This window comes from Mycolicibacterium tusciae (assembly GCF_002086795.1).
GTDB lineage: Bacteria > Actinomycetota > Actinomycetes > Mycobacteriales > Mycobacteriaceae > Mycobacterium > Mycobacterium tusciae.
In genome coordinates this window covers 212001-225227 of the sequence record NZ_MVIM01000003.1, presented here as the reverse complement: position 1 = coordinate 225227, position 13227 = coordinate 212001, and the positions used below count along the sequence as shown (strand labels likewise).

The following is a 13227-nucleotide window of genomic DNA, read 5'->3' as shown; positions in this document are numbered from 1 at the left end:
CCCCGAAAGCTCTTGGGGGCCTACCGCAACCTTTTGATGTGGTTTGTAGTTGTAGGGCTGTTACCAGCTGGACTTCTGGACGCCGGGCAGTTCGCCGGCATGCGCCATCTCGCGCAGGCAGATCCGGCAGAGCCCGAACTTGCGGTAAACCGCGTGCGGGCGACCGCACCTGTTGCACCGGGTGTAGCCGCGGACCTTGAACTTGGGCTTCTTGTTGGCCTTGTTGACCAGAGCCTTCTTTGCCATTTGCTCAGTTCTCCTTGAACGGGAAGCCAAGTGCACGCAGCAGCGCGCGGCCTTCGTCGTCGTTCGTCGCCGACGTGACGACGGTGATGTCCATACCCCGGGGGCGATCGATGTCGTCGATGTTGATCTCGTGGAACATCGACTGCTCGTTGAGCCCGAAGGTGTAGTTGCCGGTGCCGTCGAATTGCTTGGGGCTGAGTCCGCGGAAGTCGCGGATACGCGGCAGCGCGATCGAGGTCAACCGGTCGAGGAACTCCCACATCCGGTCGCCGCGCAGCGTCACCCGCGCACCGATCGGCATGCCTTCACGCAGCTTGAACTGTGCGATGGACTTGCGGGCCTTGCGAATCTCGGGCTTCTGCCCGGTGATCAGCGCCAGGTCGTTGACCGCACCGTTGATCAGCTTGGCGTCGCGGGCAGCGTCACCGACACCCATGTTCACGACGACCTTGACCACGCCGGGGATCTGCATGACGTTGGCGTAGCCGAATTCCTTCAGCAGCGCGTCCTTGATCTCCTCGCGGTAGCGCTGCTTGAGACGGGGAACGGTCTTTTCTTCAGTGGAGGTCATCTCAGATGTCCTTGCCGTTGGTCTTGGCGATACGGACCTTCTTGCCGGTCTCTTCGTCCGTGCGGTATCCGATGCGGGTGGGCTTGCCGTCGGAGTCGACGACCATCACGTTCGAGACGTGGATGGCCGCCTCCTGCGTGACGATGCCGCCCGACTGCGCGCCGCGCTCGTTGCGCGAGATCGCGGTGTGCTTCTTGATCCGGTTGACGCCCTCGACGAGGATCTTGTCCCGGTCCGGATACGCCTGCAGCACCTTGCCTTTGGCGCCCTTGTCTTTACCGGAGACGACCAGAACGGTGTCGCCCTTGTGGACCTTCATCTACAGCACCTCCGGGGCAAGCGAGACGATCTTCATGAAGCGCTTCTCGCGCAGTTCGCGGCCGACGGGGCCGAAGATGCGCGTGCCGCGCGGGTCGTTGTCGGCTTTGATGATCACGGCCGCGTTCTCGTCGAACTTGATGTAGCTGCCGTCGGCGCGACGACGCTCTTTCACGGTGCGCACGATGACGGCTTTGACGACCTCGCCGCGCTTGACGTTGCCGCCCGGGATCGCGTCCTTGACGGTCGCCACGATGATGTCGCCGATGCCGGCGTAACGCCGCCCCGATCCGCCGAGCACGCGGATGCACAAGATCTCCTTGGCACCCGTGTTGTCGGCGACCTTCAGCCGCGATTCCTGCTGAATCACTAGATCTCCTCGACCTGGGTTGTATGCACGCCAGATACCGACCTGACGTACGCGGTCTTGCTGTCACCGAAGAGCACGCGGGGATTTCCGTCAAGGAGATCCGAGGTCTGCCCAAGGCAACCCGTTGATTCTAGGTGACGACCTGCGAGGAACCAAATCGCCGCTGGTCGCCGACGCAATGTCGCGCTGACAGCGCCGTCGCGGCGATATGTGCACGGCATCGCTCTCAGACTGACATTGTGATCACCCGGCAGAGCATCAGGGTATTTCGATCGCGAAATCGTCCATCATCGGCGAGGTGAACGGGTCGAAACCCGCACCGGATGGTCCCTGTACATGCACCGCCACCAGGTAGTCGCCTGAGTTCGTCCAGACGTGCGCGACGCGATCGCCGAATTCCACGGCCTGCTCAGGGGTATCCGCCCACGAGCCGAGCAACTTCTGACCGCTGTACCCGCACAGGTCAGCGGGGAGCACGCTGACGCTGCTGACCGGCGAAGCCGCCATCGCATCGTCTGCGTACTGCTTGAAGGCCGCCGCCGGGTCCAGCGTCGTCTTGGCGATCGTGACCGTGGCCCACGTCCCGTCGGGGCCGGTCAGCTTCGCTCCGACGTCGCCTTCGGCCTGCTCCGTCGACCAGCCCTGCGGCAGCACGACCGTGATCCTGGGCGCCCCGGGATCCGCGACGGCTGCAGTCACCCCCTCCTGCGCAGGATCGGGCCCTTGGCAGGTGACCGAGTTCGGCGTGACCGAGGTGCGGGTGGTGGGCACGACACCGGGTTCGGTGAGGTCGGCCTCCGGCGTGGGGATGGCCCGCGTGGTCTGCGTCGACGTCATCGTGACCGACGCCGCCGTTTCGGCGACCGTCTCCCCGCCCTCGGCGACAGGCTCACCTTCACTGGTCTTACCGCAGGCCGACACCACCAGGGCCGCCGTGCACAGCGCGGCGAGTACCGCCGATCGAGTTCTCATCGGTCTCGTCAGTCCTTGGCGAAAGCGCGGGCGAACTCGCGCTCCAGATCCACATAGGGCTGACCGGACACATCAACGTTCACCTGGGCGATGGTGCCACCTGTGAACGCGAACGGCGCCTGGTAAGCCCGCGACACGGGTGATCCGGTATTGCGACCGACGCTCAGGGTGGCTCCGGCGAGACCGAAGGTGCCGGGGTGGACTCGCACGCCCGTTCTCGACGCCACCTCGGTGTCGTCGATGTACAGCGCGGCGTCGCCGAGCGGGGTGTGGCTGCCCTCGACCGTTCCGGTGCGCGTGTACGCGGCCCCGAACGTGTGCGTCCCCAGCGGCACCGGTCCGGGCGACGACAACACCTGCTCCTCCTCGCCGAGGAAGTTGTAGATGTAGTGCAGTCGCCCGTCCTGGATGAACAGGACGTGGCCGCCATGCGCGCCGCCGTGCTTGAACAACACGCCCTCCGCGCCTGTGCTGTCGATCGTCACCTCGGCGATGACCGCGAAAGTTCGGCCCTGGATCTCCGCGGCCGCTCCCACCCCGACGTCGGCGGTGCCCGGATAGTAGAAGTACGACTCTCTGGTGCCGGTCAGGTAGGGCCGCCACCGTCCCAGCGTCTCGAGGATGTTCAGATCCGAGAGCGGCAGCCCGTTGTACTTCTGCGCCTCGCTGAACCACAGCGCCTTGAGTTCCTCGAGCTTGTCCGGGTGCTCGGCGGCGAGGTCGTGGCATTGGCTGCGGTCGGCCTCGATGTGGAACAGCTCCCACCGGTCCTTGTCGAAGTGCGACCAGCCGGCAGGCGACGCGGCGTGCACGGCGTTGGCGAACCAGCCGTCGTGCCAGATCCCGCGCGTGCCCAGCATCGCGTAGAACTGCGACTCCTTACCCGTCGGTGCATCCGGGTCATCAAGGGACACTTTGAAACTCACGCCGTCCAGTGGCTTCTGGTTGATGCCCTTGACCACCAGAGGTGGATCGATCTCGAGCAGGTCGTACACCGTCGGGGTGATGTCGCAGACGTTGACGTAGTTGTCGCGAATCTCACCGTGCGCGGCGATGCCCTTCGGCCAGGAGATGATGGCCGTGTCGGCGATGCCGCCCTCGTGCGACGCGTACCGCTTGTACAACTTGTACGGCGTGTTGAACGCCATCGCCCAGCCGATCGGATAGTGGTTATAGGTCTCCGGCCCGCCCAGGTTGTCCATGAGCCGCAGACCTTCTTCCACGGTGTCGACGTAGCCGTTGAAGAACTTGACCTCGTTCACGGATCCGTTCGGTCCGCCTTCACCGCTGGCACCGTTGTCGGAGATGACCACGATGATGGTGTTGTCGAGTTGGCCGGACTCCTCCAAATAGTCGAGGATCCGCCCGATTTGGTCGTCGGTGTAGCTCAGGAATCCGGCGAACACCTCGGCCATGCGGCAGAACAGCCGCTTGTCGTCATCCCCCAGTGAGTCCCACGGCCGCACGGTGTCCCCAGCGGGCCACGGTTCGCCGTTGGGTCCCTTGACATCCGAGTACGGGTTGATCGGCGAGAGTTCGGTATCGGGCGGAACGATGCCGAGACGCTTCTGGTTCTCCAGCACGATCTCGCGGTAGCGCTCGTAACCCATGTCGAAGGTGCCCGCGTAGCGGTCGGCCCACTCTCTGAAGACGTGGTGCGGCGCGTGCCCGGCACCGGGACAGACATAGGAGAACCACGGCTTGTCGGGGGCGATCACCTTGGCATCGCGGATGAATTCGATTGTCTTGTCGGCGATGTCCTTCGACAGGTGGTAGCCGTCCTCCGGCAGTCCCGGTGGTGCGACGGGGTGGTTGTCGTATACGAGTTCGGGATACCACTGGTCGGTCTCGCCGCCCATGAAGCCGTAGAACCGTTCGAATCCGCGCGACAGCGGCCAATGTCGTTTGGTGGAGGCGAGATTGGACTCCTCCAGCGGCGTCAGGTGCCACTTACCGATGCAGTAGGTGTTGTAGCCCTTCTCGGCGAGAACTTCCGACAGCAGCGCGGTGTCGTTCGGGATGCGCCCGTTGCAGCCGGGGAAGCCGTCGGTGAACTCCTCGATGGTCGCCATGCCGACAGTGGTGGCGTGGCGTCCCGTCAGCAGCGAGGCCCGCGTCGGTGAGCACAGCGCGGTGGTGTGAAACTGCGAAAGCCGGACTCCGCGCTCGGCGATGCGGCTCATGGTCGGCATCTGGACCAGACCGCCGAAGCAGTCCCACGTCGCGATGCCGGTGTCGTCCCACACGAGGTAGAGGACGTTGGGCGCATCCTCGGGCGCCGTCGGCGCCGCGTAGGGGCCCCAGTCCGGTTCCGAATCCCGGATGTCGAGTTCGATTCTGCCGTTGAATTCGGTCGCCATGGGCGGGGAGATTACCCCGGTGATATGAGCTCAGACTGAGAAACCGGCGACGACGGCGCCTGCGGTTTCCGCATGAGCCACCACTGGACGGTGGCCAGCGGGATAGTCCAGCCCAGCCAAGCGCCCAGCCCGGCCACGAACCACAGATAGTGCTCGTCGTTGCCGTCAAAGACACTGTCCCGCAACGGCTGCAGGGAAAGGAAAAGCACGGGCGTCCAGATCCGGTTGGTGATCGTCGAGAGCGCGACCGTGGCGCTGCGCACCATGTGCCTGCGATGGTCGGCGAATCGCTGATGTCGTGCCGCCGCGAACCCGTTGATGGTGAACCACAGCCACACCGCGCCCAGCAGCACATTGCTGGCCGCCAGCAACGGGCCGAACGGGGTGGCGGCCCCGATCACCATCGCGAATGCCGCTGCGGGGATCGCCGCACTGACGTACACGCGCCCGGTCCGACGGTGCAGCACCGGGTGCCGGCTGCGCAGCCGAGGCCAGATCTGGGCGACGGCGGTGATCATCGCGACGCTGCCGAACATCACGTGACCCACCAGCAGCGGATAGTGCAGCCCGAACGTCGAAGGCACCCTGGTGCCGCCGGTGAAGTACGGCGGCAGCGAGAACAGCAGAAATGCCGAGACGATCACGGCGAGAGCCGGGGTCAGCCATTTCGCCCTCGACCCAGATGCGTATGTCATACGCGCAAAGCGTACGGCATACGCAACGTGGTGCGCAATCGTTTATGCTGGCAACAAATGAGCGATTCCCTGCCCCGCGCTCTGGAGATCCTGTGGCATGAGCCGAGCCCATCCACGCGATCGCGAGGGCTGAGCCGCGAGCGCATCGTCGAGGCGGCCGTGGCACTGGCCGACGCCGACGGCCTCGCCGCGCTGTCGATGGCCCGATTGGCCGAACGGCTCGGCTGCGGCACGATGTCGCTGTACCGGCACATCGCCAACAAGGACGAGTTGGTGACGTTCATGCTCTCGACGGCACCGGGTCCGCCGCCTATCGGTGACGCGGCGGATTGGCTTGGCGCCCTGACGGATTGGGCTTCCGGGCTATGGGACGTATACCACCGGCACCCGTGGGTGCTGTCGGCTGCGGCGGCCGGCCCGCCCGCCGACCCCGGCCAGTTGGCGTGGCTGAACGCCGGGCTGGCGGCACTCGGGGAGACCGGCCTGTCCGAACGCGACAAGCTGGCCGCGGTGATGGCCGTGCTGCATTATGTCCGCGGCGCGGCGGCGCTGCACATCGAGGCGGCACACGTTGAGGGCCCGCACTACCCCGATCTGCTCCGCCGGCTCGTAGACGTCCAACGATTTCCCGCACTCGCCGCCGCCGTGGAGGCCGGTGTGTTCGATGCGGCCGACGAGGATCACCTCGCTGATTTCCACTCGGGCCTACGGCAGTTGCTCGACGGCGTGGCAGCCAGGATCGGAGCGGACGGTTGACGTCTGCCGTCCGGTTTGTGACGTCGGGGTAGCGGCAACACCGGTAGCCATGCAGGAAAGCCGCCCCGGTGACAGTATGCCGAGAGTGGCGACAAGCAAACCGCAGACCATTTCCTATCCACATCCCGGCTCGCGTCCCGGCCGGCACGACGACTACGCGGTCGACCCGCACGTGGTCGTCCTGTTCGGCGCCACCGGCGATCTCGCGAGGCGCAAGCTGATTCCCGGCCTGGCCTATCTGGATCAATCCGAACTGGCACCCCACATTCAGATCGTCGCCACCTCGCTCGAGGACATCTCCACCGAGGATTTCCTCGAGATCGCCAACGAGGCGATCGACGAATTCGGCACCCACAAGCTGAGCACGGAACAGTGGATGCGGTTCGCCGAAACCGTCACCTATGTGCCTCAGGGCGCGGGGCCCGAAGCACTGGCCGCCGCGGTCGCGGCCGCCGAAGAAAAACTCGGCCCCGAAGTCCGGCGGCTGCACTATCTGTCGGTGCCACCGAAGGCGGCACGTGCGGTGATCACGATGCTCAAGGACGCCAACCTGGTTGACCGTTCGCGGGTCGTGATGGAGAAGCCGTTCGGTACCGATCTGGCCAGCGCCGTCGAACTCAACGGCTTCGTCCACGAGACGTTCGACGAGAGTCAGATCTTCCGGATCGACCATTTCCTCGGTAAAGAGGCGGCACAGAACATTCTCGCGTTCCGCTTCGCCAACGGTCTGTTCGAACCGATCTGGAACCGCAACTTCATCGATCACATACAAATCGACATCCCCGAGGCGCTCGGCCTGGATGAGCGGGCCAACTTCTACGAGAGCACCGGCGCATTCAAGGACATGGTGGTCACCCATCTGCTCCAGGTGATGGCGTTCGTCGTGATGGAACCACCGACGGCACTGGAACCGCGTGCGATCAGCGAAGAGAAGAACAAGGTCTTCCGGTCGATGCTGCCGATCAACTGCTCCGACGTGGTGCGCGGTCAGTTCGCCGGTTATCGCGATTCGGAAGGCGTCGCAAAGGATTCCGATACGGAAACCTTCATTGCGATGAAGGTGGCAATCGACAACTGGCGGTGGGCCGGCGTCCCCGTCTACCTGCGCACGGGCAAGCGGATGGCCGAAGGCATCCGCATCATCTCGATCGCGTTCAAGGAGGCGCCGCGATCGATGTTCCCGGCGGGATCCGGCGTCGGCGCGCAGGGCCCCGACCATCTGACCTTCGACCTGGCCGATAACTCGAAGGTGTCATTGTCGTTCTACGGCAAGCGACCCGGGCCCGGCATGAAGCTCGACAAGATGTCGATGCAGTTCTCGACCCAGGAGATCGACACCGTCGGCGACGTGCTCGAGGCATACGAGCGCCTCATCCTCGACGCCATGCGCGGCGATCACACACTCTTCACCACTGCCGAGGGCATCGAATCACTGTGGGAGCGCTCGGAGCCGCTCCTCAACGACCCGCCGTCGGTGAAGTCATACCCGCAGGGCACGTGGGGCCCCAACGCGATCCATCAGCTGATCGCGCCCAATGCGTGGCGGTTGCCGTTCGAGCGGGCATGGCGCGAGAACAATAACGGCGACGACGACTGACTACGACGATCTCGGGGTGGTGTGCGATCACGTCTGGCACGCAACGCAAAGGGGGGCACGATGACGCCGGCACGGGGCAACGGAGCCATTGATCTGTTGTTCGATGTCCGACACATCGACCAGAGCGGTATCGGAACGTACATCGGCGTGTACATCCCCCGACTCGAAGAGGCTTTTGCTCGGCAGGGCCGCACTCTCGCCGTGTTGGCGGACCGCGACAACGTTCCTCCCGTTGCCGAGAGCACCACAGTCGTCATCTCAGAGCCGTCGGGCGCGCCGATGTACTCGGTCGCCGAACAGCGCGCATGGAATCACGCAGTACGGGAGGCTCGGCCGAAGGCCATGTGGGTGCCCCACTATCCGTTTCCGTTCACGCTCTTTCGACCTGCCAACCGTCGAATCGATTTCTTCAGCACGGTGCACGACGACAGCCACCTGTTGCCGGAGAACATCAGCGGCAATGGCCGGGCGCGGCGAATGTACGCACGCACGATGCTGGCGATCGTCGCCCAAAGGTCAGCGGCGATCTTCACCCCGTCGCAGGCGGCCGCCGACGCCCTGGCGAAGTACGTTCCCGCCGCACGGTTTGTCGTGACGCCGATTCCGGTGAGTGAGTCATGGTTCGAACCCGCCGATCCTCGATTGTCGCCGGTGCGGGACCGCTTCATTCTGTATCTCGGCAACGTCAAACGACACAAGAATCTTTCCGCGTTGCTCACCGCGTATACCCAAGTACACCAAGCGATTCCGCAAAAGCTCGTGATCGCGGGCAGCGGTGCCTCGGTCAAGGTCCTCGACGAGCGCATCCACGCGCAGGCCGCCGCCCTCGGAGACCGCGTGGAGATGATCGGCCGACTGAAGTTCGGCGAACTGCGCTCGCTCGTCGCGGCGGCGGACCTGCTGGTGATGCCGTCCCTCAACGAGGGCGCCGGACTCCCGCCGCTCGAGGCGATGGCGTCCCATACCGCCGTCCTCAGCTCGAGCATCCCGGCACTGCGGGAAACCTGCGGCGACGGCGCTGACTTCTTCGATCCGAACGATCACACAGAGCTTGCCGGTTTGATCCGCGCCTATTGCCTCGACGACCAGGCCAGAGCCGACCTGGCGGCGAGGGGCTGGACGCACGTGACCCAGCGCCAAGCGGAAATTTCGACCGGTGCCGCGGCCGACACGATCCTGGCCAAGCTCGGTAAACGCCTCGACTGAAACTCCACGTCGAACGGCCGCTCGCGTGGGGATGGCACACTGAGCGGGCACCGACCGGGGCCGCTATATGCCCAGTCGCAGGCGGACGGCCTAAGGAGGGTCGATGCGGTTCGCGTTTCTCACCGAGCTCTACCCTCCGCATGTCGGTGGGCAAGAGGTGTTCTTCAAAGAGCTTGCCGAAGCCATGGTGCTGCGTGGCCATTCGGTGGACGTGTACTGCATCGGTCACGACACCGGCCTCGATCGCGATGTGATGGTCAACGGAGTGCACATCCGCCGCCATCCGCTTACCGATCGCTACATCGACCCGCCCGTCCGCGCCCTTCGACGGAACTGGCCGGCCATTGCCAATTACAGCGCCTGGGTGCGGCGCCACGTGCCTGGGCAGCAATACGACTTCCACCTCCTGAACCAGTGGCCACTTCTGCATGTGCTGGCCCTCCCGCGATATATCCGGGCGCGTACCGGCATTCACTGGTGTGAGATTCGCGATGACCAGATCGTCGGCCAGGCGCAGAAACGGTTACCGCGGTTGGTCGGCTCGAACTTCGCGGTGAGCACCGCTGTGGCCGAGGCCATTACCGAGCAGTCTGGACGGGATTGCTCGGTGTTACCCAGCGGCATCGTGACCACGCAGTACCGGCCCGTGGGCCGCACCGAACGCATGGGGGCGCTCTACGTCGGGCGGCTGTTCCCCCACAAGAACCTGCCGCTGCTCATCGACGCCTTCGCGCTCGCCGCCGCACGCGGATTCAGTGGCGACCTGGTCATCGCCGGAGACGGGCCTGCGCGCGCGGACATCGAGGATCACGCACGGCGGTCGCCGCTTGCCTCGCGGATACGGGTACTGGGCTCGGTGACCGAGGAGCAGAAGATCGATCTCCTTTCGAGTGCCGCGGTCCTGGGTATGCCCAGCCAACGCGAGGGCTTTCCACGGGTGATCGCCGAGGCGATGGCGAGTGGCCTGCCCGTCGTCACGCCCAAGTACGCAGAGAACGGCGCCAAGGAGGTCGTGGCGCAGTACGGCGTGGGCGTGGTGTGCGGCACCGAGCCGGCAGATTTCGCCGACGCGCTACTCACCGCGCAGGCGCAATGGGACACGTTTTCCCAAGCGGGGCGGTCCGGTGCGCAATCATTGGACTGGTCGGGCATCGCCCAGGAGCTCGAGACGAGGGCGAAAGAGGTCATTGGAACAAGCCGGTGACGTGGCGGCGAGAGCGGGGGGACGCGCGTGCGGATCATGGTGACAGGTGGTGCCGGCTTCGTCGGTAGGGAGCTCGTCGCCATGCTCAGCGAGAAGGCCGAGGTTCTGGTCGCGGATCTACTGCGTTACGGCACCCCGGACTGGCTGACACGTGAGGACGCGGCCTTCGGATTTCAGCGCCTGGATATCCGCGACGCGGATGCCACGTGCGCAGTCGTCGAGGACTTCCGGCCCGACGTCATCGTGCATTTGGCGGCGATCCACTACATCCCGGAATGCGATGGCGATCCCTCGAACGCCGTGGCGACCAACGTCACCGGCACGGTCAATCTGTTGACGAGCTGCCGACCAGGTACGCGGTTCGTCTTCGCGAGCAGTGGAGCCGTCTACAAACCGGATGACGCGGATCACCGCGAGTTAGAGTCAGCGCTGGGCCCAGCGGACATCTACGGCATCACCAAGCTGCAGGGCGAGCAATACGTGCAGATCTTCGCCGCCGAGCGTGGCATCAAGGCCGCTATCGTGCGGCTGTTCAACGTGATCGGCCCCGGCGAGACGAACCCGCACCTGCTTCCTGCGATCGTCGCCCAGCTGCGCGAAGGATTGGCGTCGATCAACCTCGGAAACACCTGGCCCAAGCGCGATTACATCGATGTACTGGACGCTGCCGGTGGTTTCGCTGCTGTCGCGCTTGATACCAACGGCGACGGCGCCGACTGCGAGATCGTCAATCTCGGTAGCGGGCGCCAGTATTCGGTGGACGAGATACTTGACCGGATGCGGTCCGTCCTGGGCCTGAATTTCGAGGTCCGCCAGGATCCCTCGCGCATGCGAGCCGTCGACCGCCCGTTCCTGGGCGCCGACATCTCGCACATCGGTGAGGTCTTCGGCTGGCAACCCGCATACCAGCTGGACCAGACCTTGCAGCGGACATGGGCGAATCCGGAATTCCTGCCGGCCCTCGACGGACGGTTGACGTAAGGTGCCGAACCCCGAGCACCACGTGCGAACCGGAGTCGCCATCACCACGGTGGGCCGATGGGACGAGCTGCGAAACCTACTCGGCGACTTGGCCGCCCAGACGTGCCGACCGACCGCGGTCGCGATTGCCCACCACGACCATGCGGGTTCCGCGGACCTGGAAGGACTGATCGGCTCCTTTGCCGACACGCTTGACATCAAATCCGTCATGAGCGCGCGCGGTATCTCGAACGGGCGCAACGCCGCCGCCGCGGCGCTCGGCGATGAGGTCGAGTGGCTGTGGTTCCCCAATGACACGAACCGGGTCGATGCCGACTTTCTGGAACGCGTCGCCCATCACTGTGTGGCTCCGACTACCGTATGCGCGGTCCAGATGATCGATCGTGAAGGCCCTCGACATCCACTCCCGGCACCCGGCACGAAATTCACCAAGCGCACCGTCTGGGGAGCCATGGAGCCCGCGACCATCGTCCGATGTGACCAGTTCGTCGCGGCCGGCGGATTCAACCCGACTCTGGGTTCGGGTGCGGATTCTCCGTGGCAGTCAGGAGAGGGCCCAGACCTGCTGCTACGGATGTCAGCTCTTGACGGCTTCTCGGTCGAGTGGATTCCCGACATCTACGTCCATGCGCAAACCGAATTCGCCCACCTGCCGCCGCGGGAACGCCGCCGCAAGCAACGGAACTACGGACGCGGACACGGTTATGTGCTTCGCATATGGCACTATCCGCTTTGGTACCGGTGCGCTCACCTGGTGGCTGCGGCTCTGATGCCGGTACGCAACCCCAAGAAGTTCGGTTTGCGTGACTCCTTCGCCCTGCTCGTCGGCCGCACCGAGGGGGTGCTGGGCAGACCGTTCACCCGCAACGCCGACAATCAAGCGATCCTACGATGACCGGCCGACGCGTCCGGGTGGCGCGTCTCCTATCGCTGGTCCTGATCGCGGGTATCCCGTTGTCCTGCCAAGCGTCGGTACCACCCGTCGAGATCGGGATGACGATGCATTCGAGGGGCGCCGATGCCGCCACCATCGCGCAGCAGTTTGATCTGATGGCCGCCATGAACGTGGCGTGGGTCAGAGTGGACTTCGATTGGTCGGTGGCAGAAAATCAACGCGGCCAATTCAATTGGGAATACCCCGACGCGATCGTGGCCGAGGCTGCGGCCCATGGCATGAAGGTTCTTGGCGTGCTCGCGTACACCCCGGAGTGGGCCCGTCCGACAACCGAGGGTGATCCGGCGACCGCCCACCACGCCCGGCCCGAACAAATGTCGGATTGGGCGGATTTCGCGCGCCTGGTCACCGAACGGTACGCGGCCCGCGGCGTACACACCTGGGAGATATGGAACGAGCCCAACACACAGAAGTTCTGGCCGCCCCGACCCGATGTCAACGAATACGGCACGCTGTTCTGGGTGGCCGCAGAAGCGATACGCGACGTCGATGAGCGGGCCACGATCCTCATCGGCGGGCTGGCCCCGAAGTTTCATGTTCCAGACTCCGAGATTGCGCCGACGGCATATCTCGAGCAGCTGTACGCGAACGGCGCGACACGGCTCGCCGACGGCATCGCGGTCCATCCCTACACGTATCCGGCGCTTCCGATGGACACACCCCAGCGAGCAGTCGGCGGGTTCAAGGACCTGCCCGCATTGCGAGCCGTCATGGAACGCCACGGGGACGGCCAGAAGAAGATCTGGATCACGGAGTTCGGTGCGCCGACCGGAACCGGCCCGTACGCGGTGTCCGACGGCGCGCAAGCCACGACGCTGCTTCAGGCACGTCGGCAGGTCCAGCAATGGGATTGGGGAGGACCACTCATCTACTATGAATTGGTCGACGGCGGAACCGATCCCACGGACGCCGAGCAGAACTTCGGCGTGCTCCGCCACGATCTGAGCCTCAAACCGTCCGCGGATGCGCTGGTGGATCTGGCGTCGCACTGAGCAC

The 13227-nt window shown here is 64.8% G+C and carries 14 protein-coding genes; 7 read left to right on the top strand and 7 right to left on the bottom strand.

Annotation, left to right across the window (positions count from 1 at the left end; all coding sequences use genetic code 11):
* Window positions 1-60: 60 nt before the first annotated feature.
* The 7 genes from BST47_RS06980 to BST47_RS06950 all read right to left on the bottom strand — a co-directional run bounded on the left by BST47_RS06980 (window position 61) and on the right by BST47_RS06950 (window position 5532).
* Window positions 61-246, bottom strand: a complete 186-nt coding sequence (locus tag BST47_RS06980; protein ID WP_006245130.1) for a type Z 30S ribosomal protein S14 — start codon at window positions 244-246, stop codon at window positions 61-63.
* A gap of 4 nt (window positions 247-250) precedes the next feature.
* Window positions 251-817 carry a 50S ribosomal protein L5 gene (gene rplE, locus BST47_RS06975; RefSeq protein WP_083124666.1) on the bottom strand — a complete coding sequence of 189 codons (567 nt, stop codon included), beginning with the start codon at window positions 815-817 and terminating at the stop codon, window positions 251-253.
* A 1-nt stretch (window position 818) separates the two neighbouring features.
* Complete coding sequence (rplX, locus tag BST47_RS06970) at window positions 819-1136, bottom strand: 50S ribosomal protein L24 (RefSeq protein ID WP_083124664.1); 318 nt, start codon at window positions 1134-1136, stop codon at window positions 819-821.
* Entirely contained in the window at window positions 1137-1505 is a 369-nt protein-coding gene (rplN, locus tag BST47_RS06965) for a 50S ribosomal protein L14 (RefSeq protein WP_083124662.1), read from the bottom strand.
* A gap of 258 nt (window positions 1506-1763) precedes the next feature.
* A complete protein-coding gene (locus BST47_RS06960; protein ID WP_083124661.1) occupies window positions 1764-2477 on the bottom strand; it encodes a hypothetical protein in 714 nt (237 codons plus the stop codon).
* An 8-nt stretch (window positions 2478-2485) separates the two neighbouring features.
* Complete coding sequence (locus BST47_RS06955; protein ID WP_083124659.1) at window positions 2486-4837, bottom strand: arylsulfatase; 2352 nt, start codon at window positions 4835-4837, stop codon at window positions 2486-2488.
* Between the two features lie 11 nt (window positions 4838-4848).
* Window positions 4849-5532 carry a DUF2306 domain-containing protein gene (locus tag BST47_RS06950; RefSeq protein WP_083124657.1) on the bottom strand — a complete coding sequence of 228 codons (684 nt, stop codon included), beginning with the start codon at window positions 5530-5532 and terminating at the stop codon, window positions 4849-4851.
* Window positions 5533-5589: 57 nt separating this feature from the next.
* Here BST47_RS06950 and BST47_RS06945 point away from each other — a divergent pair, with 57 nt between their 5' ends.
* The 7 genes from BST47_RS06945 (at window position 5590) to BST47_RS06915 (ending at window position 13223) form a co-directional block, all read left to right on the top strand.
* Entirely contained in the window at window positions 5590-6288 is a 699-nt protein-coding gene (locus BST47_RS06945) for a TetR/AcrR family transcriptional regulator (RefSeq protein ID WP_083124655.1), read from the top strand.
* Window positions 6289-6373: 85 nt separating this feature from the next.
* Window positions 6374-7885 carry a glucose-6-phosphate dehydrogenase gene (gene zwf / locus BST47_RS06940; RefSeq protein WP_083124653.1) on the top strand — a complete coding sequence of 504 codons (1512 nt, stop codon included), beginning with the start codon at window positions 6374-6376 and terminating at the stop codon, window positions 7883-7885.
* 60 nt (window positions 7886-7945) lie between these two features.
* Entirely contained in the window at window positions 7946-9091 is a 1146-nt protein-coding gene (locus BST47_RS06935) for a glycosyltransferase family 4 protein (protein WP_083124651.1), read from the top strand.
* Window positions 9092-9194: 103 nt separating this feature from the next.
* Window positions 9195-10295, top strand: a complete 1101-nt coding sequence (locus BST47_RS06930; RefSeq protein ID WP_083124649.1) for a glycosyltransferase family 4 protein — start codon at window positions 9195-9197, stop codon at window positions 10293-10295.
* Window positions 10296-10331: 36 nt separating this feature from the next.
* The gene (locus BST47_RS06925; RefSeq protein WP_234809619.1) at window positions 10332-11276 is read left to right on the top strand and encodes an NAD-dependent epimerase/dehydratase family protein; all 945 of its coding nucleotides are present in this window, start codon (window positions 10332-10334) and stop codon (window positions 11274-11276) included.
* Between the two features lies 1 nt (window position 11277).
* Window positions 11278-12171, top strand: coding sequence for a glycosyltransferase family 2 protein (locus BST47_RS06920; protein WP_083124646.1), 894 nt, complete (start codon window positions 11278-11280; stop codon window positions 12169-12171).
* The gene (locus tag BST47_RS06915) at window positions 12168-13223 is read left to right on the top strand and encodes a cellulase family glycosylhydrolase (protein ID WP_083124644.1); all 1056 of its coding nucleotides are present in this window, start codon (window positions 12168-12170) and stop codon (window positions 13221-13223) included. Before BST47_RS06920 ends, BST47_RS06915 begins: the two co-directional genes overlap by 4 nt.
* Window positions 13224-13227 lie beyond the last annotated feature (4 nt).